Origin of the sequence: Agrobacterium sp. CFBP2214, from assembly GCF_030209895.1 — a bacterium.
Classification (GTDB): domain Bacteria; phylum Pseudomonadota; class Alphaproteobacteria; order Rhizobiales; family Rhizobiaceae; genus Agrobacterium; species Agrobacterium radiobacter.
In genome coordinates this window covers 1,060,724-1,082,863 of sequence record NZ_JARVRC010000001.1, presented here as the reverse complement: position 1 = coordinate 1,082,863, position 22,140 = coordinate 1,060,724, and the positions used below count along the sequence as shown (strand labels likewise).

The 22,140-nt window shown below is 59.2% G+C and carries 21 protein-coding genes; 1 reads left to right on the top strand and 20 read right to left on the bottom strand.

Features of this window, described 5'->3' with window-relative positions; translation table 11 throughout:
* The 8 genes from QRN60_RS05350 to QRN60_RS05315 form a co-directional block, all read right to left on the bottom strand.
* Positions 1 to 2,544: a DNA-directed RNA polymerase gene (locus QRN60_RS05350; RefSeq protein ID WP_111818774.1), complete on the bottom strand. Its 2,544-nt coding sequence runs from the start codon at positions 2,542 to 2,544 to the stop codon at positions 1 to 3.
* 683 nt (positions 2,545 to 3,227) lie between these two features.
* Positions 3,228 to 3,956: a thermonuclease family protein gene (locus tag QRN60_RS05345; protein ID WP_020810782.1), complete on the bottom strand. Its 729-nt coding sequence runs from the start codon at positions 3,954 to 3,956 to the stop codon at positions 3,228 to 3,230.
* A gap of 163 nt (positions 3,957 to 4,119) precedes the next feature.
* Complete coding sequence (locus tag QRN60_RS05340) at positions 4,120 to 4,653, bottom strand: MerR family transcriptional regulator (RefSeq protein WP_003502237.1); 534 nt, start codon at positions 4,651 to 4,653, stop codon at positions 4,120 to 4,122.
* A gap of 274 nt (positions 4,654 to 4,927) precedes the next feature.
* Positions 4,928 to 5,266: an integration host factor subunit alpha gene (locus QRN60_RS05335; protein WP_003502236.1), complete on the bottom strand. Its 339-nt coding sequence runs from the start codon at positions 5,264 to 5,266 to the stop codon at positions 4,928 to 4,930.
* A 244-nt stretch (positions 5,267 to 5,510) separates the two neighbouring features.
* On the bottom strand, positions 5,511 to 6,482 hold the full coding sequence (locus QRN60_RS05330; RefSeq protein ID WP_003502235.1) for a beta-ketoacyl-ACP synthase III: 972 nt from the start codon (positions 6,480 to 6,482) through the stop codon (positions 5,511 to 5,513).
* A gap of 4 nt (positions 6,483 to 6,486) precedes the next feature.
* Entirely contained in the window at positions 6,487 to 7,548 is a 1,062-nt protein-coding gene (gene plsX, locus QRN60_RS05325; protein WP_026363445.1) for a phosphate acyltransferase PlsX, read from the bottom strand.
* 101 nt (positions 7,549 to 7,649) lie between these two features.
* A complete protein-coding gene (locus QRN60_RS05320; RefSeq protein WP_003502233.1) occupies positions 7,650 to 8,213 on the bottom strand; it encodes a YceD family protein in 564 nt (187 codons plus the stop codon).
* 8 nt (positions 8,214 to 8,221) lie between these two features.
* On the bottom strand, positions 8,222 to 8,761 hold the full coding sequence (locus QRN60_RS05315) for a ubiquinol-cytochrome C chaperone family protein (RefSeq protein WP_060724066.1): 540 nt from the start codon (positions 8,759 to 8,761) through the stop codon (positions 8,222 to 8,224).
* 270 nt (positions 8,762 to 9,031) lie between these two features.
* Here QRN60_RS05315 and QRN60_RS05310 point away from each other — a divergent pair, with 270 nt between their 5' ends.
* Positions 9,032 to 9,562 carry an outer membrane protein assembly factor BamE gene (locus tag QRN60_RS05310; RefSeq protein WP_003502231.1) on the top strand — a complete coding sequence of 177 codons (531 nt, stop codon included), beginning with the start codon at positions 9,032 to 9,034 and terminating at the stop codon, positions 9,560 to 9,562.
* Positions 9,563 to 9,637: 75 nt separating this feature from the next.
* Here QRN60_RS05310 and QRN60_RS05305 read toward each other — a convergent pair whose 3' ends face one another.
* The 12 genes from QRN60_RS05305 to QRN60_RS05250 all read right to left on the bottom strand — a co-directional run bounded on the left by QRN60_RS05305 (position 9,638) and on the right by QRN60_RS05250 (position 22,120).
* Positions 9,638 to 11,776: a sodium-translocating pyrophosphatase gene (locus QRN60_RS05305; RefSeq protein ID WP_087743764.1), complete on the bottom strand. Its 2,139-nt coding sequence runs from the start codon at positions 11,774 to 11,776 to the stop codon at positions 9,638 to 9,640.
* A 218-nt stretch (positions 11,777 to 11,994) separates the two neighbouring features.
* On the bottom strand, positions 11,995 to 13,218 hold the full coding sequence (locus tag QRN60_RS05300; protein ID WP_003502229.1) for an MFS transporter: 1,224 nt from the start codon (positions 13,216 to 13,218) through the stop codon (positions 11,995 to 11,997).
* A gap of 21 nt (positions 13,219 to 13,239) precedes the next feature.
* Positions 13,240 to 13,737, bottom strand: a complete 498-nt coding sequence (nusB, locus tag QRN60_RS05295) for a transcription antitermination factor NusB (protein WP_031233928.1) — start codon at positions 13,735 to 13,737, stop codon at positions 13,240 to 13,242.
* A gap of 4 nt (positions 13,738 to 13,741) precedes the next feature.
* A complete protein-coding gene (ribH, locus tag QRN60_RS05290; protein WP_003502225.1) occupies positions 13,742 to 14,188 on the bottom strand; it encodes a 6,7-dimethyl-8-ribityllumazine synthase in 447 nt (148 codons plus the stop codon).
* Between the two features lie 177 nt (positions 14,189 to 14,365).
* Positions 14,366 to 14,998 (bottom strand): LysE family translocator, encoded by a 633-nt coding sequence (locus QRN60_RS05285; protein WP_020810359.1) that lies wholly within the window; start codon positions 14,996 to 14,998, stop codon positions 14,366 to 14,368.
* Between the two features lie 203 nt (positions 14,999 to 15,201).
* A complete protein-coding gene (locus QRN60_RS05280) occupies positions 15,202 to 15,813 on the bottom strand; it encodes a riboflavin synthase (RefSeq protein ID WP_003502222.1) in 612 nt (203 codons plus the stop codon).
* Positions 15,813 to 17,057, bottom strand: a complete 1,245-nt coding sequence (ribD, locus tag QRN60_RS05275; protein WP_060724064.1) for a bifunctional diaminohydroxyphosphoribosylaminopyrimidine deaminase/5-amino-6-(5-phosphoribosylamino)uracil reductase RibD — start codon at positions 17,055 to 17,057, stop codon at positions 15,813 to 15,815. Before ribD ends, QRN60_RS05280 begins: the two co-directional genes overlap by 1 nt.
* 2 nt (positions 17,058 to 17,059) lie before the next feature.
* Positions 17,060 to 17,539 carry a transcriptional regulator NrdR gene (gene nrdR, locus QRN60_RS05270; protein WP_003502218.1) on the bottom strand — a complete coding sequence of 160 codons (480 nt, stop codon included), beginning with the start codon at positions 17,537 to 17,539 and terminating at the stop codon, positions 17,060 to 17,062.
* A 12-nt stretch (positions 17,540 to 17,551) separates the two neighbouring features.
* On the bottom strand, positions 17,552 to 18,841 hold the full coding sequence (glyA, locus tag QRN60_RS05265; RefSeq protein WP_003512506.1) for a serine hydroxymethyltransferase: 1,290 nt from the start codon (positions 18,839 to 18,841) through the stop codon (positions 17,552 to 17,554).
* A 391-nt stretch (positions 18,842 to 19,232) separates the two neighbouring features.
* Positions 19,233 to 20,564, bottom strand: coding sequence for a L,D-transpeptidase family protein (locus tag QRN60_RS05260; protein WP_129564837.1), 1,332 nt, complete (start codon positions 20,562 to 20,564; stop codon positions 19,233 to 19,235).
* Positions 20,565 to 20,938: 374 nt separating this feature from the next.
* Complete coding sequence (gene ldtR / locus QRN60_RS05255) at positions 20,939 to 21,448, bottom strand: transcriptional regulator LdtR (RefSeq protein WP_026363448.1); 510 nt, start codon at positions 21,446 to 21,448, stop codon at positions 20,939 to 20,941.
* A gap of 234 nt (positions 21,449 to 21,682) precedes the next feature.
* Positions 21,683 to 22,120, bottom strand: a complete 438-nt coding sequence (locus QRN60_RS05250) for a DUF6163 family protein (RefSeq protein ID WP_003502204.1) — start codon at positions 22,118 to 22,120, stop codon at positions 21,683 to 21,685.
* Between the last annotated feature and the right edge of the window lie 20 nt (positions 22,121 to 22,140).

Sequence of the window (22,140 nt, the reverse complement as noted above, 5' to 3'; positions counted from 1 at the left end):
TTATGCGAAGAAGTAATCGCTATGACGGGCCGCTTCGATATCGAGCGTTCCAAACTTCGGGAGTTTCGGCCATTCGGTAATCTCCGGGACGACTTCCTGACAAGCCGCCCTGAAGTTTTCCAGCACGGGCTCGTTGTGCGTCAGGATGAAAGCCTCTCGGACACAGCCGTAGAGGGTCCACATATCGGATGCCACGGAGCCGTAGCTGTCGTGGATCGTGGTGATGCTATCGATGCCGTTGTCGAATGCCAGGTTGACGCAATCCATGAGGGCCGAGGCGTCCATGGAGTGCACAAAGTTGGGAGCAATGCCGGTCGCCTGTGCCTTTCTGTCCATCGTTGGCGTCACTTCCCATGCGACTATCCAATGATCTTGACCGTCGATGTTGGTTTTAACTCTGATTCGATCCCGTTCCCCATAAAACTGGCGCACGACAAAACCTGCGGGGGTCTTCCAGTACAGCGGCAGTCCTGTAGTTGAGGCCTTGTCTGCACATTGCTGAAGCCACTCCATTACCTCTCTTGGCTTCTTGATCCTTTCTTTAACGGCCTTCCAGAGTTTGCGGACCATGTAGCCCACCATGGCGTACTTATCCTTGTCGTCTCCGAAGCTCTCCTTGGTTACGTTTTCGTCCACCCATTCGAGGGTGTACTTGAAGTAGGCATGTTGGGTCCCGCCGTAGGGCAGGATCATGACGGGACGCTTGGTGAGGGATCGGTTCGCCTTGCCTCCTAAGATTTCCTCCCAGCGGGCCCGCAAAGCATCATCCTTCGGGTCCTCTTCGTGCTCCCGGAGTATCTCCGTTAAGAGGTCCGCCACGTCCTGATAGATGTCTTTCGGAGTGTCGGATGGGATGATGTTGACGGCGCGACCACCCTCCTCGTCCCGGACCATTGCGGACAGGTGCTGGATACCATTGCAGGTTCCGTCCACGCGGATTGGCAGGGAGGAGAAGAATGGGAGACCGGCAGACCGCGCCTTGAGGTAGTCCACCCATTCGAAGACAGCGGCCAATGCTTGCCAGCTATCATACTTCGGCTCTCCTGACCGGATGTCCACTGCGGCCCATTCTCTATGGGTCATCGGGTCATCGGCCATGTCCCTCCATTCGGACTCTCGGGCTTCCACCCAAGCGATGCGATCATCGATAGACACCTTGTCCACACCGAAGCAGTTAGCGACCTGCACGGCCAGCCATCCGGCATCCTCAGGACGTACCTCCTTGCCTCTCGCGAAGGTCAACAGGCCCCTGTGGAGGTCCTCTCCCTGTGGGCTCAATTCATTAGGGATCGGATACATGCGTCCCCGGAAGTCGAGCATGTGGGGAAAGTAGAAGCAGGGCTCGTCGGCAAACCTTGCGGCCAGCTTCAGGCATCGATCATAGGAGATGTAGTGGCTGATACGGGTAGCGTTGATCTTCCGAACGGCGGATGCATCGGAGGCCCATTTCTTTCTGACCTCATCATCGGTGTCCGCGTCGATAGGCCTTTCCGGGACAGTGAGTTGCTCCTTTCTGGGCAGACCGGCCAGTGCGATGTCCATCTCCCACATCTTCATGGCGACCTCGAAGACACGCTTGTTGATCTTCCACGGCGTACCCTGAACGCGGTTCAAGGCGCTATAGACATCGGGCATGTCCAAAGCTTCGTAGTCGTCGATGGCCCGCTGGCGCTGGCTCTCGTGGTTGGCCTTAAAGCGGATGAGGAATGGTGTCTTGACGAAAGGCGTCCAGTATCCTCCGTCGCGTGGCCCAGTCCAAGGCTTTGGCGGGATCACGGTAGGCATGAACACCGGGGAGTGAAGCAACTCGTCATCCGTGGCGGAGGCAAGCCAGTTCATCAGTTCAGTGTCACCCTCAAGGATCAGGGGGCGACTCTTGGGCTTCACCTTAGCGTTCGGCGGAGGTGTCCACTCGGGGTCGGGCATGATTGAGAAGCGGCGGGTGGCTTGGATCACAATGTCCACCATCTGGAGGCCGACTCGGCGGCGCTCTTCGTCCGTCCAGTTTTCCCACTCGATTTTCTCAGAGACGTGCTTGTTGAAGATCGAGATGCGGGCTCGGCGGATGTGGGTGGAGTTGGAGCCCCCTGCCTTCTGGTTATGCTCAAGGCCCCGGAAGTTTCCCTCGTCGGCCTCAATCCATGCGGCTGCACGGGCCTCGTGTTCTACCCATGTACCGATCTCATAGGCCACGGCCATAACGCCTCTTCGCTTGACGCCCATCATTCGGAGGATCGTCTTGAGGGCGCATACGGCAACCGCATCGTGGTCCATGTCCTGAAGCAGGGGCAAAGCGATAGGTCTCACTCCCCTCTTCTTTGTCTGGGCCTCGCACCATTCGGAGAGGAACTTCGAGACCGGCAAGACCCACTCGTGGATCAGGCTCCGGTACGGTCGAAGCGAGGTCATGTCGTGGGCCATTCTGGCCTTCTCGATCTTGGACTTCATGCGGTCCTTGCCAAGAGATAACATCTCCTCTTCGAGAGCCACCTGATCTTCCCAGCGGTCGTAGAGATGCGGGCCGGACGTGATGAGCATGTTCATGAGATCACCTTATTGTGTGTAATGTGGTATAGTCAGCGGATGAGACGGACGAACTCAAGGATCGTTATCCGGGCCCATTCGGTTTCTCCGGTTCGCTTAAAGTAGGCAACGTCTGTGCCAGCACCCTCCTGTACGTGGCTCCGAGCCGTGGCTCCGGGTATATAGTAGCCGTCTTTGAGGGCCACCTTGGAGATGCGTAGTCGGGCTAACTCAGCCATCCTCAATGATCCTTGTTGTCTTCAGGAAGAGCCCGCTCTCTGGGTCATGGCGTATCTCAGTGACGCACGGAAGCCCCTCAGGAGTCCACTTCAGGGACCGCCTCAGGACTGGGAGCTGGGCAAGCTGTTGCTCTATTGTTTGGTGGGATTGGAGCTGTGACGAGACGCTCCGGTCAATTCCGAAAAGTTCGTCACATAGTACCTTGAAGCGATCTTTTAGCGCAGACCAACCCATTGGGATTGCTCACTTTCCGCTGTGACGGATCACTTAACGATAGTGACCTCGCAAGCTTTTAAGTCTGCTGCGTCTACCGATTTCGCCACGTCCGCATTGCCGCGCCTTGCACCATTGCGGTCAAGTCGCTGCAAAAAGTCGTCATCCTTCGGGTGTCCGGCACGAGGCCTCGATCCCAAACGCGACTGAGCCTCATCTACACAGGCCGGACCGTTTCGGTCAATTGGGCCTTAGCCACACCAGGACTGATTTTTTGCCGATACCGGATGGGCGAGCCCTTCTCGCACGAGTTGATCGGCGAAGGAGACGCCCGAACGCGAAAGCCGTTTGCGTTCCGTGGCTTGCCCGCCCGCAGTCCCGGAAGAGGTCACATCGAAGGCGCCGGCATTCAGCATGTCGCGAAGCCTGACCTTTGCAACGAAACCGCGCTGGCGCTCTTCCATGCAGCGCGCCCGGTCGATCTGCGGAACCTCGATGCCGGCGAGCTGCGTCTTCACGCCCTTCATCCAGAAGGTGTTGCCATCGGCCACGCAATTATTGAGGCCCGAACGGCCGCAGAAGGCAAAGGCGCCGCTTTTTTCACCGAGCGAGATTTTTTCGACCGAAGGACGCGTTTCCGGCAGGATAGCTGCAACCTGGCTCGGCTGCGAGACGGATGGCATGGCGATCGGGCGCGGCGGCACCGGTCCATTGCCGGGCAGAGCCGGCGATGCGGGGCGGATGGATGCGACTTTCTCGGTCGTGACCGCATCGCGCTTGGCGGTTGTCGCGACTTTCGGGGAATTCGCGGCTGAGGATGTCGCCTTCGCAACATGGCGCTGCGGCAGAAGGCTGTCTCGATGTTCGTAAGCCTGAATGCCGCCGGCAACGACGCCCAGCATCAACACCCATGGCCAAACGCTGCCGCCGCTCGATTTCTTCGCCGTGCGGCGTCGTGCTGTCGGTTTTCGGTTGCTCACGATCGGACTCCTTTCAACGGAGCCGCATTATCGGCGAAAGGAGTTTCCGAAAAGTTGGCATTCGCGATCGTTTTCGTTTTTCAGAGAAACGGGAAAACGCTCTAACTCTTTGTTTTCTCGAATTCCCGGATGGGAAACGCTTAAAAGACCTGTGGATAAATCGTCAGCGAACCTGATCGAGCAGGCGTTTGCACTCGAGGAGATCGAACAGGGCTTCCTGCAAAAGCGCCTGATCGTCCTTGCCGATGCTTGACTTGCCGACCGATATTTCGGCATCGCTGTTGCCGCCGCCGAAGCCGAAAAACCGGCCGCTCGGCTTGGCCTTCGGACGGCCGACAACCTCGTCCCCATCGGTATCGATGACACGCGGCTCGGCGACTTCCTTTTCCCCGCTCGCCGCCATGATGGCTTCCATGGTCGCGAGATCACCGGAGGCGATTGCCGCCACGAAGCGGTTACCATTGGCTTTCAGGAGCTTCTGCACGCCCTTGATGGTGTAGCCATGGTCATAAAGAAGATGACGGATGCCCTTCAGGAGATCGATATCGTCAGGGCGGTAATAACGGCGGCCCCCGCCCCGTTTCATCGGCTTGATCTGCGGAAAACGCGTTTCCCAGAAACGCAGCACATGCTGCGGCAGGTTCAGCTCATCCGCCACTTCACTGATCGTCCGAAACGCGTCGGGGCTTTTATCCAAATTTCCACTCCCATCCGAACCGGAGCACCATGCATCCGGCCGGACACTGAACGAGAACGCTTTTCACCCGCCGGTCAAACACCACGCTAAGTCGGTTACGACCCCGCGCCGACGCCGTTGCGGCGAGATACAAATCACTAAAATTGATTATGATGTGAGTCGACCGGATTTCAACGGCTTGCACGTTGAAATTCAAGTATGTTCACAAGAAGAATGGGGAAAAGGGCTTGCGATATGGCAAAAAAGGCGTGTCGCTACGACCTTGAGTGAGGGATTATGCCCCCGCCTTCTGGCCCTTCTGCTTGGCCTTGCGGGCCGTATGGGCCTTCAAAATGCGCTGCTTCAGCACATTGGAGGCCTTGAAGGTCATGACGCGGCGCGGCGAAATCGGAACTTCCTCACCCGTTTTCGGGTTGCGGCCGATGCGCTCGTTCTTTTCCCTGATCTGGAAAGTTGCGAAGGACGAAAGCTTGACGACCTCGCCGCGGGTGATCGCGTTGCAAATCTCGTCGATGATCGTTTCGACCAGTTCGGCGGATTCGGTGCGGGACAGCCCGACTTTACGAAACACAGATTCTGCAAGATCTGCGCGTGTCACTGTCTTCCCGGCCATTTTTCCCCACAAACCGTGTCTGAATTTTTCTCTAGGAGCCGCCGAGATTATTTCCCTTGTGGCGACCGGTCAAGGGATTGTTCCAGATTCATTTGAGGCTTTCGGCAATCAGTGCAAGGGCTTAGACTGACTGATACGGTTTTGACACAGGCTCGGGTCGCCCGGGCGCTTCTGACCGGGGCGTGAGCGCGAAAATCACAACCGATTTCGCCCCGGCGCCCCGGCAAACGCGCAAATCACGCCCTTACCAGCGCAGCAGCACCGCACCCCAGGTGAAGCCGCCGCCCATGGCCTCCAGCATGACAAGATCGCCCTTCTTGATGCGTCCGTCGCCGGCCGCAACGGCAAGCGCCAGCGGAATGGAGGCGGCCGAGGTATTACCGTGCTGATCGACGGTGATGACGACCTTTTCCGGGTCGATGTTAAGCTTCTTCGCCGATCCGTCGATGATGCGCTTGTTGGCCTGGTGCGGAACCAGCCAGTCGAGGTCATCAGACGTCGTGCCCGTCGCCTCAAAGGCCTGTTCGATCACGTCGGTGATCATGCCGACGGCGTGCTTGAACACTTCCCGGCCTTCCATGCGCAGATGACCAACGGTACCTGTCGTGGAAGGTCCGCCATCGACATAGAGCTTTTCCTTGTGCGAACCGTCGGAACGCAGCTGCGCGGTCAGAACGCCGCGATCGGCGGAGGTACCCTCGCCTTCGCCGGCTTCAAGAATCAGCGCGCCGGCGCCATCGCCGAAGAGAACGCAGGTGGTGCGGTCCTTCCAGTCGAGAATGCGCGAGAAGGTTTCGGAACCGATCACCAGGACGCGCTTGGCCATGCCGCCGCGAATATAGAGGTCGGCGGTCGATACGGCATAAACGAAGCCGGAACAGACGGCCTGCATGTCGAAGGCGAAGCCGTGGGTCATGCCAAGACGGTTCTGGATGTTCACCGCCGTTGCCGGAAAAGTGTTATCAGGGGTCGAGGTGGCCAGAATGATGAGGTCGATATCATCAGGTGTCAGGCCGGCATTGTCGAGCGCGGCACGCGCAGCAGCTTCGCCGAGGGACGCGGTGGTTTCACCTTCGCCGGCGATATAGCGCTGCTTGATGCCCGTGCGCTGCACGATCCATTCGTCTGATGTCTCGACGACACCTTCGATTTCGCTGTTGGTCATGACACGCTTCGGAAGCGCTGCCCCGAAACCACGAACTATAGAGCGGATCATTCCCTTATTCCTCGTCAGCCACGAGAGCTTCGGGCGCCGGGGGCGGAAGCCGTCTTGCGTGGTAAATCTTCAGATCATTTTCAATCTTGGCCGTCAGGCCGTTGTGAACCATGTCGTAACCGACATCGACAGCCGACGCAAAACCAACGGCGTCCGTACCCCCGTGGCTCTTGATGACAATGCCGTTCAGGCCCAGAAACACGCCGCCATTGACCTTGCGCGGGTCCATTTTTTCCCGAAGCACATCAAAGGCGCTTTTCGCCAGGACATAACCGATCTTGGCGAAGAAGCTGCGCGAGATCGCCTCACGCAGAAGCGTGGTGATCTGGCGCGCCGTGCCTTCTGCGGCTTTGAGCGCAATGTTGCCAGTGAAACCTTCCGTCACCACCACATCCACCGTACCCTTGCCGATATCATCGCCTTCGACGAAACCGCGATAGTCGATGGTGCCGAGATCGGCCTCACGGATAAGCCGTCCGGCCTCACGTACCTCTTCCTGGCCCTTGACTTCCTCGACACCGACATTGAGCAGGCCGACGGTAGGGCGGTCGATATCGAAAAGCGCGCGCGCCATGGCGCCGCCCATCAGGGCAAAATCCAGAAGCTGCTGGGAATCGGCTCCGATCGTCGCACCGATGTCGAGCACGATGCTTTCGCCCTTCAGCGTCGGCCAGATGCCGGCAATCGCCGGTCGTTCCACCCGCGCCATGGTGCGCAAACAGAATTTGGCCATGGCCATCAGCGCGCCGGTATTGCCGGCGGAAACGGCGACATCCGCCTCGCCGAGCTTTACCGCCTCGATGGCGCGCCACATGCTGGAAACATAGCGGCCACGGCGCAGCGCCTGGCTCGGTTTCTCGTCCATGCTGACCGAGACTTCACAATCGTGAAAGACCGACTTTTCCCGAAGTGCGGGATATTGTGCCAGAATGGGGTCGCATTTGCTCTTCTGCCCGTAGAGCAGAAAAGTTACATCGTTGTGCCGTTCAAGCGCCTTGGCGGCACCGGGTATGGCAACATCTGGGCCGAAATCGCCACCCATGACGTCAATTGCAATTCTGATCACTCGTCCCTTATCCTTACTTGCCGCCAATCAAGCGGATTTTGCGCGAAAATACCTTTTCCGGCTCTTGTTACAATAAAATTATTTCAGCCCGGCTGGGCCATTCAGTCTTTTTTCCAATCTTTCAGCACGGCAAAGGGCGATGGGCGCTTTTCTTCTTCGGGCTCTTTTTCAGCCGCTTCGGCAAATTCCGCATCCGCTTTGCGCGGATAAGGATCAATCGCAAGCGCGGCAAATTCGGCAACCACGGCGCCGACATCGATGCTGTCGCCGGTGAACTGATCGGGAATATCGGGGCCATCAGGATCAAGCACGATCTCGCCTTCCTCATTGGTCACCATCCGCGCCAGTTTCGATCCTTCCGGGACGAAAATCTGCTCCACCGTCTCGTCGATCTTGCTCGAGACCGGCTCCAGCGTGACGATGCAGGATTGGGTCACAGCCGCATGCACCTCACCCTTGATCTTCACGCCATCCTTCTTCCAGCGGGAAACCTGCAGCTCCGCCTTCAGATATTCGACGGAAACCACATCCCAGAATTTCGCCAGCGCCTTCAGTTCCTCGGCACTGGCTTCGAGACCAATCCTGACGGGATTGGCGGAAATATGGCCTACCTTTACGGGATAGGAAAAAGGCAGGTCGTCATTTGCTGCGTGTCGCGCGTTCATCGTGAACCTCATCGTAAAGGCAAGGGCAGCGTCAGGCTTCCGGTTGCTATTGTCTCTTCGGACTGGGCGGCAAGGGCTGCGGATGCTTCCATCATCCAGCCCGCCAACCCCTCCATATCAGGGGCCTTGTCGTCTACCTGCGGATATATATTGCGCCGGAGCGCTGCGGCAAGAGCGGGGCGGTCGGAAGCATCCAGCGCCGCCGCGTAGGATTCGAGCCGCCCATAAAACATACCGGCGAATTTCTTCATGCGTTTCGGCACGCCCTGGTCACCGATTCCCAGCTCACGGATGGAATGATCGATATCTTGAAAAAAGGCGTCGACGATCTCCTGGGCGATTTCCTGCCCGCTGACACCTGATGATTTGGTGCGGCGGAAATAGAGAATCATGATCGCCGAGAGCATCTCGAAACGGCCCATGACCGTGTCGGGCACACCGAGGTCAAGATAAAATCCGGGCGTGCGGGCGGCAGCCGTCAAGGTCGCATATTGCCGGTCAACTATGGCGCGATTGTTGTTTTTCTTCTTGAACAGCCCGAATATCATCTTTTTTTTCCGAACCGGACGGGTGAATTCGCTTACCGCCCATCGCACTTGTTGCATGATTGTCAAAGCTGGTTTACCGAAGCATCCACGAATTGCAATGCTGTCACGGTCACGTTCGTCTTTGGGCTGAAACAGTCGAAGAGAACCGGAGGAGTTCCAAAAGGCCGGGAAAGCATTGAATTTGGGGGGTGATCGGGATTTTCCGTCCCCGGATTGACACAATCATGTGCACAGACACTGTGCACCACGCAATGCCGGAAGGTGCCATTCATGATCGCAGTCGGGGAAAAGCAGTTGAGCAAGCAGAAATCCGCAAGTCACGGCAAAATTCTGAGCAAGACCGCCATCGCAATCGTGCTCGCATCCGGCCTGCTTTCCGCCTGCAGCAGCACAACCGATGTGTTCCATAACGGCTATGTCATGGACGAGCAGTCGCTCCAGCTGATCCCTGAGGGTTCCAGCCGTGAGCAGGTTCTGCTGACCATGGGCACGCCCTCCACGACGGCGACCTTCGGCAACGAGGTTTTCTATTACATCTCGCAGAAGCGCGTGCGCCGCGCGGCCTTCATGAAGCCGGCGCTGGTCGAACAGAACATTCTTGCGATCTATTTCAACAAGGACGGCGTCATCGAGCGCAAGGCCAACTACACGCTGCAGGACGGCAAGGTCTTCGACACGATTTCGCGCACCACGCCGACCGGCGGCAAGGACCTCACCTTCCTGCAGCAGCTGCTCTCCGGCGGCACCTCCGGCGCCAACATCGCCAAGAGCATTCTCGGTCAGGGCAACAACACCCCCTGACCTCAGCAGGAACGGAAAAATCAAAGGCCCGGGGATCACTCCCCGGGCCTTTTTCATTCGTCGGAACCTCAGCCCTCAGTGGGCAAGAACAGCAAGCAGCAATAGCGCCACGATATTGGTGATCTTGATCGCCGGGTTGACGGCGGGACCGGCGGTATCCTTGTAGGGATCGCCGACCGTATCACCCGTCACCGACGCCTTGTGGGCGTCCGAACCCTTGACGTGGCGCACGCCGTCCTTGTCGATGAAGCCGTCTTCGAAGCTCTTTTTGGCGTTGTCCCATGCACCGCCACCTGAGGTCATGGAAATCGCCACGAAGAGGCCGTTGATGATGACGCCGAGCAGCGATGCGCCAAGTGCCGCGAAGGCCGACGCCTTGGAGCCCGAAATCAGCAGCACGCCGAAATAAACGACGAGCGGCGCCAGAACCGGCAGGAGCGACGGGATGACCATTTCCTTGATCGCCGCGCGTGTCAGCAGGTCCACGGCCCTGCCATAATCAGGCTTTTCCGTCCCAGCCATGATGCCCGGTTTTTCGCGGAACTGGCGGCGCACTTCCTCGACAATCGAGCTTGCCGCCTTGCCCACCGCCGTCATGGCGATGCCGCCGAAGAGATAGGGGATGAGGCCGCCGAACAGCAGGCCGGCAACCACATAAGGGTTGGCGAGGCTGAAGGAAATCTCGCCTATATCCTTGAAGTAGGGATAAGTATCGCCATTGGCGGCGAAATAGGACAGGTCGTTGGAATAGGCCGCAAACAGCACCAGCGCGCCGAGACCGGCCGAACCGATGGCGTAACCCTTGGTGACGGCCTTGGTGGTGTTGCCGACGGCATCCAGCGCATCCGTCGCCTTGCGCACGTCAGGATCGAGACCGGCCATTTCAGCGATACCACCGGCATTATCAGTCACCGGGCCGAAGGCGTCGAGCGCCACGATCATGCCCGCGAGACCAAGCATGGCGGTGACCGCGATGCCCGTGCCGAACAGGCCGGCCAACTGATAGGTTCCGATGATGCCGCCAACGATGACGAGAGCCGGCAGCGCCGTCGATTCCAGCGAGACCGCAAGGCCCTGAATGACGTTGGTACCGTGACCGGTGACCGATGCCTGCGCGATGGAATTGACCGGGCGCTTGTTGGTGCCGGTATAATATTCGGTGATGACGACAATCAGCGCCGTCACGACGAGGCCGACCAATCCGCAGAAAAAGAGGTTGGTGCCGGTGATCTCCATTCCGGCCACCGTGCCCACCACTCCCCAGCCAACCGTTCCATGAGTAGCGACCGCAAGACCGGCAACTGAGAACACACCGGTGGCGATGAGCCCTTTGTAGAGCGCGCCCATGATGGAATTGTTGGTGCCGAGCTTGACGAAGAAGGTGCCGGCAATCGAGGTCAGGATACACGCGCCGCAAATCGCCAGCGGATAGACCATGGCGCTTTCCAGTATCGGCGTTCCCGCAAAAAAGATTGCGGCAAGAACCATGGTCGCGACGACAGAGACGGCATAGGTCTCGAAGAGGTCTGCCGCCATGCCGGCGCAGTCGCCGACGTTGTCGCCGACATTGTCGGCGATCGTTGCCGGGTTGCGCGGGTCGTCCTCGGGAATGCCGGCCTCGACCTTGCCTACGAGATCGCCGCCGACATCCGCACCCTTGGTGAAGATGCCGCCGCCGAGACGGGCGAAGATGGAAATCAGCGATGCGCCGAAACCGAGGGACACCAGCGCATCGATCACTTCACGCGATCCGGCCGGATGGCCCATCACCGAGGTCAGGATGTAATAATAGATGGAGACGCCGAGCAGCGCGAGACCTGCGACCAGCATGCCGGTGATGGCGCCCGACTTGAAGGCGATATCGAGACCGGCGGAAAGGCTGTGGGACGCCGCCTGCGCGGTGCGCAGATTGGCGCGCACCGACACATGCATGCCGACGAAACCGGCCGCGCCCGAAAGCACCGCGCCGATGAGGAAGCCGATGGCCGCCATGGCCGATAGCAGATACCAGGCAAGAACAGCGACGATCAATCCGACGACGGCGATGGTGAGATATTGACGGGTGAGATAAGCCTGCGCACCTTCACGGATAAAACCTGCTATTTCACGCATACGCTCGTTGCCCTGATCGGCATCGAGAACGCTCTTGGTCGTCCACACCGCGTAAACCACGGACAGGACCCCACATAAAATTACTATGGGTATTACGGTCATGCGCACTTACCTCCCAAAAGGCCGGGTCTCACTCCCTCCCCGGCGCGGCGAAACCTTGTGCAGGGAGATGCGGACGGCCTGTCCCAAATCCCGTCTTGGGCATTTGTTCCCCTCCCAAGGAAAAATGTCCTCGGAGCGGAGATTGCGTTGGCGCAAGGTGCCGCGTCAAGCCCACAAATTTGCCTGAAACTTGAAAGGCGTAGAGAGCAGCGCAGAACTCAGGCGGCTTTTTTTTGCTTCGTGAGGATGAGCGACAGGACGAGCAGGAGGCAAAGCCCGGCAACCGGCCAGATGACGAGGTTCATCACCGACCAGCCCCAGGCCGTAAACACCTTGCCTGAAGAGAAGGACGACAACGCCACCGTGCCGAAGAGCACGATATCATGGAAGCCCTGCACCTTGTCCGCCTCATGCGGGCGGTAGCTTGACGTGATGATGGCGGTTGCGCCGATGAAACCGAAATTCCAGCCGAGGCCAAGCAGAATGAGCGCCGCCCAGAAATTCCACAGCTCTATGCCCATATGGGCGACAATGGCGCAGGCCATCAGCACGATGAGGCCGGAAGCAACGATTTTTTCCGCGCCGAATCGGGAAATCAGCATGCCGGTGAAGAAGCTCGGGCCGAACATGGCCAGCACATGCCACTGGATGCCGAGCGTGGCGAGTTCGGTCGGGAAACCGCAGCCGATCACCATGGCAAGCGGTGCGCCCGTCATCATGAAGGTCATCAACGCATAAGAGCCGATACCGCAGATCATGCCGGTGACGAAACGCTGCGTGCGGACAATCTCCGAAAGCGGCCTTACCGATTCGACATGGGCGGTGGCAGCCTTGGGGTCGGGCAATTTCAGAAACGCCAGAATGGCAATCGAAACGAGGCCGAGCGGAACGAGGGCCAGAAAAGCGCCGGCAAAGGTAACCGGCGCAAGCAAATCCTTGCCGAAGATGGCGAGTTGCGGCCCGACGATGGCGGAAATAATGCCGCCAGCCAGAATCCAGGAGATCGCCTTCGGCTTGTAGAAGGATGGCGAGGCATCGGCTGCGGCGAAGCGGATTTTCTGCGTGAAACCGCCGGAAATGCCAATCAGCAGCAGGCCGACGGCAAACAGCCAGAAATCCGACCGGAAGAGCGCCACCGCAGCAATGCCGCCGCCGATGGAGCACATCAGCGCGCCGACCATGAAGCCTGCCTTGCGGCCAAGAAAGCGGGAGGCGGCCGCCACGCAGATCGCGCCGAGCGCGACACCGATATTAAAGCCGGTGAGCGGCGCGGTCGCCAGTGACTTGTCCGCACCGAGCAGCTGATAACCGGCAAGCGCGCCGACCGAAAAGCTCAAGGGCGCGGCCGATCCCATGATCGCCTGCGCCATGGTGAGAAGGAAGACGTTGCGCTTCGCCTCGTCCAGTTGAACTTCAAGTCCGGGGACGGAAACTGCGCTCATCTCTTCCTCACCTGTTTTACTTCAGCGTTTTGCCTCGCCGCGCACCTGTTTGGCAATGCGGTCCAGAACCGCATTCACCAGCTTGGGCTCGTCATGCTCGAAGAAAGCACGGGCGATTTCAACATATTCCGTGACGATGACGGCGACCGGCACGTCCTTGCGCTCGAGAATCTCGAAAGCGCCGGCACGCAGGATGGCGCGCACGGTGGCATCGAGACGCGACAGCGGCCAGTCTTCCAGAAGGGCGGAGCGCACCAGCGGGTCGATCTTCGTCTGATCGCGCACCACGCCGGCGACGATCGAACGGAACCACGAAGGGTCAGCCTTCAGGTAGGTATCGCCATCGACTTCCTGGCCGAGACGATGCGCCTCATATTCGGCGACGACTTCCATCACGCCGGTTCCGCCGACATCCATCTGGTAAAGCGCCTGCACGGCCGCAAGGCGGGCCGCGCCGCGCTGGTTGGCGGGCTTTACCGAAGGCTGGCGCGGTTCGCCGCCATTATCAACATTCGACATGCGTTCAGCCACCCAGTTTTTTCTTCAGCTTGATCATGGTCAGCGCCGCGCGGGCGGCGAAACCGCCCTTGTCCTTGTCGGAACGGCGTACACGCGCCCAGGCCTGCTCGTCATTCTCGACGGTGAGGATGCCGTTGCCGATCGGCAGCGATTCGCTGACCGCGAGGTCCATCAGCGCGCGGGAGGATTCGTTGGCGACGATGTCGAAGTGGTAGGTCTCACCGCGAATGACCATGCCAAGCGCGACAAAACCGTCATATTCGGTGCCGTCATTGTCTGCACCGTCAAGCGCCATGGCGATGGCGGCAGGGATTTCCAGCGCGCCGGGAACGGTGATGACGTCATAGGTGGCGCCGGCTTCATCGAGTGCGAATTTCGCGCCTTCGAGAAGAGCATCGGCCATATCGTCGTAAAAACGTGCTTCCACGATAAGAAGATGAGGTTTGGACATGTGAGGGTTCCTGGGGATTTTCCCGAAAAGCTTAACGCCGGATCATACCGGCTTTTGCGGCGGTCAAACCACGGCTGACTGTTTTTGGCAAGTAATTTCATATGTCAGTGGCGCAAGGGACCGCTTCTGCAGGGCATTTGGCCGGGTTTTGCACCTCCCGGCGCGGCTTCCCGAGAATCAGGTTTTCTGGAAGGCCAGATGGACGCCGAGCCCCATCAGCACCGTTCCGGCAGCGCGGCGGACAAGCACCTGAACCGCGCTGGAACGCTTCAAACGCCCGACCATCGCTCCTGCCAGAAGCACGCCGACCAGATCTGCCGAGGAAAAAATGAAATTGACGGCGATGCCGAGGATCAGCAATTGCAGCCAGACCGGAAAGGCTGCTGCCGGATCGACGAATTGCGGCAGAAAGGCCAGAAAGAACAGCGCGGTCTTCGGATTGAGCACATCGACGATGATGCTGTCGATAAAGGCGCGGCGCGCCGACTTCGGCTCGATGGTCAGATTGACCGCCTCACCTTCAAGCTTGCTGCGCAGCATCGAAAAACCGAGCCATACGAGATAAAGCGCGCCGCAGAGCTTCACGGCGAGATAGAGCCAGGGAACGGCCTGAAACAGCACCGAAAGCCCCGCCGCAGAGGCAAAAATGTGGAAATAGCAGCCGACATGGATGCCAAGCACCGCCATCAGCCCGGCAAACCGGCCGCGCGCCATGGTCTGCGCCGCCGCATAAAGCATGGCCGGACCGGGGATGTAGGCGAACAAAGCGGTGGTTACAAAAAAGGCTGTCAGCAGTTCAAAAGACGGCATGATGTATGTCCCCTACCCCCGTTTGGATGAAAACGGCTGAAGAGATGTCTTATAGTGTTTTGAGCTTCATCGGAAGCAAGGCAGCGACCATTATGCGATTTGGCGTACTCGTCGCTTCCGTTCCGTCATGCCGGCTTTGAGTCGGAATGACGGGAGGAGGAGGCGTCAGCGGGCACAATAACCCGCCGAGTCACCTTTTCGGTTTACGCCGACGGAAATTCCGCAAGCCTTGCGGCATAACGCGCCATGGTGTCGACCTCGAAATTGACGAAATCGCCCGGCTGACGTTCGCCCCAGGTGGTGACGGTGAGCGTATGGCGGATCAGCAGAACGTCAAAATCCGTGCCTTCGACGGCGTTGACGGTCAGCGAGGTGCCATCGAGCGCAATGGAACCCTTAGGCGCCACAAATTTCGCCAGATGCTCCGGGGCGCGCAGGCGGATACGCACCGCCTCACCTTCCGGTTCGACAGCCAATATTTCCGCCTTGCCGTCGACATGGCCGGAGACGATGTGGCCGCCAAGCTCGTCGCCGATCTTGAGCGCCCGCTCGAGATTGACGTGAGTACCCTTCTGCCAGCTGGCGATCGTCGTCAGGCGCAGCGCCTCTTCCCAGGCCTCGACTTCGTACCAGCGCTCGTTGCTGCCATCATCAGGCAGCCTCGTCACCGTCAGGCACACGCCGCCATGGGAGATGGACGCACCCATATCGATGGTCTTGGGATCGTAATTCGTCGCCACCCGCAGACGAATGCCTTCAGCCAGGGCTTCCAGCTCGGAAACGGTTCCGACGTCGGTGACAATTCCGGTAAACATCAAATCGGCCTTTCATAATCGAAGCAGCGATCCGGCCCATAGGCGGTTTCGCTGATCAGCGCATAATCGCCCGTGATATCGGCACGGTTGAGCGGCGTTTCAATCCCGCCTTCACCGATCACAACCGGGCTTTCGAACAGCATGATACGGTCCACCAGCCCGGCTTCAAGGAATGATTTTGCGGCAAAGGCGCCGCCTTCGACCAGAAGTTCCGACATGCCGCTTTCGGCGAGGATGTGGAGGAGGTTTTCGAGCGTGGAGGCTTCGAGGATCTGGACGCCGGCGTCGGTGAGTTGTTGGCGTCGGCGATCGGGGTTACCCCCCTCTGCCCTGCCGGGCATCTCCCCCTCAAGGGGGGAGATCGGCAAGGGGCTGTCCGCTCGCTCAAATCGCGCCTTCGGTTCACCCTCTCTGCCCGTCGATGCAGGGGGAAGCGGCGCTCCATCGATCTCCCACCTTGAGGGGGAGATGCCCGGCAGGGCAGAGGGGGGTATCGCCGCGACAATCACCGGAACCTCCCGCGCCGTCTTCACCAGCTTCGACGTCAAAGGCAACTCAAACTGCCGATCCAGCACGATCCGCACCGGCGAACGCTGCTCCAAACCGGCAATGCGCACCGTCAGTTCCGGATCATCCGCAATAGCGGTACGAATACCAACGAGAATGCAATCGCAGCGCGCGCGGAGTTCATGCACGGCATGGCGCGACTCGCGACCGGTAATCGCAATCTGCCCCTCGCCTTCTCTGCCAATCATGCCGTCGGCGGAAATTGCAAGCTTCAGAATCACATGCGGGCGTTTTTTCATCTGGCGTGTGAGGTAACCGGCAAGCGCGCGCTGGCCCTCGGCGCGCAGCAGTCCGGTTTCCACCACGATACCGGCGTCGCGCAATATCGTATAACCACGGCCGGAAACGCGCTCATCCGGATCATCCACCGCCACCACGACACGGGCAACGCCGTATTCAACCAGCGCATTGGCGCAGGGCGGGGTCTTGCCCCAATGGGAACAGGGTTCGAGCGTTACATAGGCGGTGGCGCCACGGGCCGCCTCGCCGGCGATTTCCAGCGCCTGCCGTTCGGCATGGGGACGACCGCCCACGGCGGTGACCGCTTCAGCGATGATTTTTCCGTCTTTTACGAGAACGCAGCCGACCGAGGGGTTGGTCAGCGTCTGCCCCTGGTGGCGAAGCGAAACCTCGATGGCCCGCGCCATGAATCTTTCGTCATCGGCACGGCTCGTCACGTCTATGCTCCACCGTCCGTATCACGGGCGATCTTGGCGTTGATTTCGGCGATCACGTTCTCGAAATCCTCGGCGTGGCTGAAATCGCGATAAACCGAGGCGTAACGCACGAAGGCCACATCATCGAGGCTTTTCAGCGCTTCCAGAACCTGCAGGCCGATTTCTTCCGAGGGAATTTCCGTCTCGCCGGAACTTTCCAGACGGCGGGCGATGCCGGAGACGGCCCGCTCGATCCGGTCGCGGTCAACCGGGCGCTTGCGCAGCGCGATCTCGAAGGACCGCACCAGCTTTTCCCGGTCGAAAGGCAGCTTGCGGCCGCTTTTCTTAATGACCATCAGCTCGCGCAATTGCACGCGCTCATAGGTCGTGAAGCGGCCGCCGCAATCCGGGCAGATGCGCCGCCGGCGGATGGAGGTATTGTCCTCCGCCGGACGCGAGTCCTTGACCTGTGTGTCTTCGGAACCGCAGAATGGGCAGCGCATCGTCTCTTTTCCTTACATGTACGGATACATCGGGAAACGGTCCGTCAGGCCGACGACCTTTTCACGCACCGCAGCTTCAACAGCAGCGTTGCCCTCATCCGAATTGGCGACCTTCAGACCATCGAGAACCTCGACGATCAGCTTGCCGATTTCGCGGAATTCCGCTTCCTTGAAACCGCGCGTCGTGCCGGCCGGCGTGCCGAGACGCACACCCGAGGTGACGAAAGGCTTTTCCGGATCGAAAGGAATGCCGTTCTTGTTGCAGGTGACGTAGGCGCGACCGAGAGCTGCTTCAGCACGCTTGCCGGTGGCGTTCTTCTTGCGAAGGTCAACCAGCATCAGGTGGTTGTCAGTGCCGCCGGAGACGACATCAAGACCACCTTCGATCAGCGTTTCGGCAAGCGCCTTGGCGTTCTTGACGACCTGTGCGGCGTAATCCTTGAATTCCGGCTGCAAAGCTTCACCGAAGGCAACTGCCTTTGCGGCGATGACGTGCATCAGCGGACCGCCCTGCAGGCCGGGGAAAACGGCGGAGTTGAACTTCTTGGCCAGATCCTCGTCATTGGTGAGGATCATGCCGCCACGCGGGCCGCGCAACGACTTGTGCGTCGTCGTGGTGGCAACGTGGCAATGCGGGAACGGCGACGGATGCTGGCCACCGGCAACGAGACCAGCGATGTGGGCCATATCGACCATCAGATAGGCGCCGACTTCATCGGCGATCTCGCGGAAGCGCTTCCAGTCCCAGATACGGGAATAGGCGGTGCCGCCGGCAAGGATAAGCTTCGGCCGGGTTTCCTTGGCCTTGCGCTCCACCTCGTCCATGTCGAGCAGGTTGTCACCTTCGCGCACACCGTAAGACACGACGTTGAACCACTTGCCGGACATGTTGACCGGCGAACCGTGCGTCAGATGGCCTCCGGAGTTCAGGTCGAGACCCATGAAGGTGTCGCCCGGCTGGAGCAGCGCGAGGAACACGGCCTGGTTCATCTGCGAACCGGAATTTGGCTGGACGTTGGCGAAGTTGACGCCGAACAGCTTCTTGGCGCGCTCGATGGCAAGCTCTTCAGCAATGTCTACGAACTGGCAGCCGCCGTAATAACGCTTGCCCGGATAACCTTCGGCATATTTGTTGGTCATGATCGAACCCTGCGCTTCAAGCACAGCGCGGGAAACGATGTTTTCCGAGGCGATCAGTTCGATCTCGTGGCGCTGGCGACCCAGTTCCTTCTCGATCGCGCCGAAAATATCCGGATCGACTTCGGCAAGCGGACGGGAGAAGAAAGCATCTGTGTTCGACATGGTGAAGGCTCCTGAAACAGTAATGCGATGGCGTCTTAGCGCCCTGCCCGGTCAAGAGCAATACGGGCAGCGAGATTTGCCCGTCAAACTGCGACGTTGCGACAAAAAACGACAGTTGTTTTTTAAAAGTAGCGGTGAGAGGAGAGAAAGCCGCACGCAGCGGGGAGGATCAGACCTGTGAGGAAAGGCGACAAGCTTTCCTCCCGTCATGCCGGACTAGATCCGGCATCCAGCCACGGCGCGTCTGCGCCGTGAAAGGACTCTCTCGCGATCAAGGACTTGATCGCACTGGACCCCGGATCAGCTCCGGGGGTGACGGCGTATGAGGGCTACGCCGCACCCGGCGAAGCGCGGCCTTCATTCGGGGTAAGAAACTGACAGCAAAGCCGGATCAGTTGCGCGGCAACAGGTCGTCGTCGACAGCGCCGGCCGGCTGCTCCATGCCGCTCGTGGTGTTCAGCGCCAGTTCGGCGTTGCCGTCCTTTTCATAGATGTCGTCGCGGAACTGCACCACGCCGTCCTTCGCCGACCATGCGGTGATGTAGACGAAATAGACAGGCACTTCCTGCGCCAGCTTGATCGGTGTGTTGACGCGGGTGGCGATGACGCGTTCCATTTCCTGACGCGACCAGCCGGGCGTGTCGCGCAGCAGCCAGCTTGTGAGGTCGCGCACGTTCTGTACGCGCACGCAGCCGGACGATTCGAACCGCATCAGCTTGTTGAACAGACCCTGCTGCGGCGTGTCGTGCATATATTCGTTGTTCGGATTGTGGAAGTTGATCTTCGTCGAGGACATGGCGTTGATCTTGCCGGGGTCCTGGCGGAACATCAGGTTCGGTGCCTTTGGCGCAAACCAGTCGACCGCCGTCGGCGAAACTTCCTGTCCCTTGCCGTCGATGAGGCGGATGTTGTTCCGCTCCAGATAGGTCGGGTCCTTCTGCATCAGCGGCACGATGTCCTTTTCGACGATCGAGCGCGGCGCTGTCCAGTAAGGGTTGAGGATGACTTCGTAAATCTTGGAATTGATGACGTGCGTCGGGCGGCTGGCGCGACCGACGACGGCGGTGTTGCGCAGGACGACGCGCTCATTCTCAACCGCTTCGATGGCGGCGGCCGGGATATTCACCATCAGGTGACGCTGGCCGAGATCACCCGACATGGACTGGATGCGCACGAGGTTGGTCTGCAGTTGCGCCAGACGGATCTGCGCGGAAACATTGAGCGCCTTCGTGGTATATTCGCCGCTGACACCGTCAGCCGGAAGGCCATGACGGGCCTGGAAACGCTTCAGTGCGCCATCAACGTAAGAGTCAAAGGCACTGGAAATGCCGGCTTCGCGCGGCAGATCGCCGGATACCATCAGTCGCTGGCGCAGCGCCTGTACGGAAGGATCGGAGACGCCGATCTGGAGGCGCTGCTGGGACGCAGGCACTTCCGGCCAGCCGCCATTCTGCACGATCTGCTGATATTGCATGATCGCCTGCTGCATATAGACAGGTGCTTCGCGTCCGAGAACCGGATTGTTTGAAACGACACCCACGGCCGAACGCGATGAATTGGCGTCGAACTGGTCATCCCAGTTGCCGCGGCGCGAAGAGCCCATGAGATCGTTAAGCGCGTTCTGCGCAAAGGCCGGCGCGGCAAGTGCTGCAGCACCAACGGAAACGGCCGAACGCAGAAGCGCGCGGCGCGATACGGAATCGGAAACGGATTTCTTTGTCATTCTACCTACCAGCCACTCTCTTCGGCATCCTCAACGATGCCTAAATCAATATGATTAACAAACACGTACAACGTGTCTGCCGGCCGGTAATGCTCGATACGCCATGATCTTGGCGCTGGTGTCTGGCACAGCAGTCGAGGCTTGCCACGACAGCAGGAGAAACCGCCGGCTCCTATGCCTTTGCGCCTCCCATATCAATATGGCCGATTCGTGTCACGGCCCTCTTCTCACGAAGCTGTGTTCGCCTGCAAAACAGGGCGAAGGCCGGATGAAGGGGCGGACTTGACAGGTAAAATGCGTGGCGGGTGACCTGCGGAATCCGCAAGCCGGGAGCAAAGGATGCCCCCGGCTTAAACAGTGAAACCGTCGCGGTATTACAGGCGGTAAGCGATCGAGTCGTTCCAGAAGCGATCAAGGCGCTGCAGCAGCTTGTTCATTTCGGAGAACTCGCCGGTGCCGATGCCGCCGACCTTTTCGATCGAACCGACGTGGCGTTCATAAAGGCGGGCAACCGTTTCGGCGATTTCCTGGCCCTTTTCCGTCAGGCTGATGCGGACCGAGCGGCGGTCGACACGCGAGCGCTGGTGGTTGATGAGACCGAGGTCGACCAGCTTCTTGACGTTATAGGAGACGTTCGAGCCGAGGTAATAACCACGCGAACGCAGCTCGCCGGCCGTCAGTTCGGAATTGCCGATGTTGAACAGCAGCAGTGCCTGAACGGCGTTGACGTCATCACGACCCTGGCGGTCGAACTCGTCCTTGATGACATCGAGGAGGCGGCGGTGGAGACGTTCCACCAGGTGCAGCGACTCCATGTAGAGCGAGCGGATGGTATCTTCATGTGCATCGGCAACAACGGCCTGGGGCTTAACTTTGCTATTGATCATGACTGCCTCACTGTTTTGTTTGGCGGTGTGTTTGTTTGTCTCCCGCCTTGAGTGAGAACCTAATCAATGCGCATAAAATTCTACTTAAAAGCTACGATTAACAAATGGTTACCTGCATTTTCCCAAAGGGGCCGAACTTGTGGCGAAGCGGGAACGGCTCACAGCCAATCATTATAAATCAATGACTTAGCGATAAAATCAGGCCCGAAATCGGGCCGAATTGCTTTATTCTTATGGTAAATCAATTCTTGCGCGCTCTTCATTTTGGCGCTGATCCAGCCAGAAAGCGACCAGAAATAGTATATAAATGGTTGCCACCAGGCCGTGCATCACGGGTACGAGCGTGTTGGCACCGAAGATATGCGGCCAAACCTTATACATGGCGATCTGCGCGCCCGCGCCCATGACCCACATGACGGCACCCCAGGAGGCGCCGAGCCAGAGACCCAGCGCCGCAACCGGGAAAATAACCGCCAGCGCACTGCCCGCCACCCGCCAGGGCAGGTTCAGCATATCGAAGCGCCCATGGCCGCCAAGCGAATAGCCCGTCAGCATCGCCCAATATTGCAGGCCGAACCAGAAACAGGAAACCGCAACCAGTCTCATGAAGACCAGAAAGAGGATTTCGGCAAGCGGACGCTTCGGCAGAGGTTGAGAATCAGGTTCCATGGCCGGAAGATACGGTCTCG

What these genes read in the sequence shown, in the direction of transcription:
- QRN60_RS05350 (WP_111818774.1), bottom strand. Translation starts at nt 2,544, where the DNA reads ATGAACATGCTCATCACGTCCGGCCCGCATCTCTACGACCGCTGGGAA.
- QRN60_RS05335 (WP_003502236.1), bottom strand. Translation starts at nt 5,266, where the DNA reads ATGGCCGGGAAGACAGTGACACGCGCAGATCTTGCAGAATCTGTGTTT.
- QRN60_RS05330 (WP_003502235.1), bottom strand. Translation starts at nt 6,482, where the DNA reads ATGATCCGCTCTATAGTTCGTGGTTTCGGGGCAGCGCTTCCGAAGCGT.
- QRN60_RS05320 (WP_003502233.1), bottom strand. Translation starts at nt 8,213, where the DNA reads ATGAACGCGCGACACGCAGCAAATGACGACCTGCCTTTTTCCTATCCC.
- QRN60_RS05315 (WP_060724066.1), bottom strand. Translation starts at nt 8,761, where the DNA reads ATGATATTCGGGCTGTTCAAGAAGAAAAACAACAATCGCGCCATAGTT.
- QRN60_RS05310 (WP_003502231.1), top strand. Translation starts at nt 9,032, where the DNA reads ATGATCGCAGTCGGGGAAAAGCAGTTGAGCAAGCAGAAATCCGCAAGT.
- QRN60_RS05305 (WP_087743764.1), bottom strand. Translation starts at nt 11,776, where the DNA reads ATGACCGTAATACCCATAGTAATTTTATGTGGGGTCCTGTCCGTGGTT.
- QRN60_RS05300 (WP_003502229.1), bottom strand. Translation starts at nt 13,218, where the DNA reads ATGAGCGCAGTTTCCGTCCCCGGACTTGAAGTTCAACTGGACGAGGCG.
- nusB (WP_031233928.1), bottom strand. Translation starts at nt 13,737, where the DNA reads ATGTCGAATGTTGATAATGGCGGCGAACCGCGCCAGCCTTCGGTAAAG.
- ribH (WP_003502225.1), bottom strand. Translation starts at nt 14,188, where the DNA reads ATGTCCAAACCTCATCTTCTTATCGTGGAAGCACGTTTTTACGACGAT.
- QRN60_RS05285 (WP_020810359.1), bottom strand. Translation starts at nt 14,998, where the DNA reads ATGCCGTCTTTTGAACTGCTGACAGCCTTTTTTGTAACCACCGCTTTG.
- QRN60_RS05280 (WP_003502222.1), bottom strand. Translation starts at nt 15,813, where the DNA reads ATGTTTACCGGAATTGTCACCGACGTCGGAACCGTTTCCGAGCTGGAA.
- nrdR (WP_003502218.1), bottom strand. Translation starts at nt 17,539, where the DNA reads ATGCGCTGCCCATTCTGCGGTTCCGAAGACACACAGGTCAAGGACTCG.
- glyA (WP_003512506.1), bottom strand. Translation starts at nt 18,841, where the DNA reads ATGTCGAACACAGATGCTTTCTTCTCCCGTCCGCTTGCCGAAGTCGAT.
- QRN60_RS05260 (WP_129564837.1), bottom strand. Translation starts at nt 20,564, where the DNA reads ATGACAAAGAAATCCGTTTCCGATTCCGTATCGCGCCGCGCGCTTCTG.
- QRN60_RS05250 (WP_003502204.1), bottom strand. Translation starts at nt 22,120, where the DNA reads ATGGAACCTGATTCTCAACCTCTGCCGAAGCGTCCGCTTGCCGAAATC.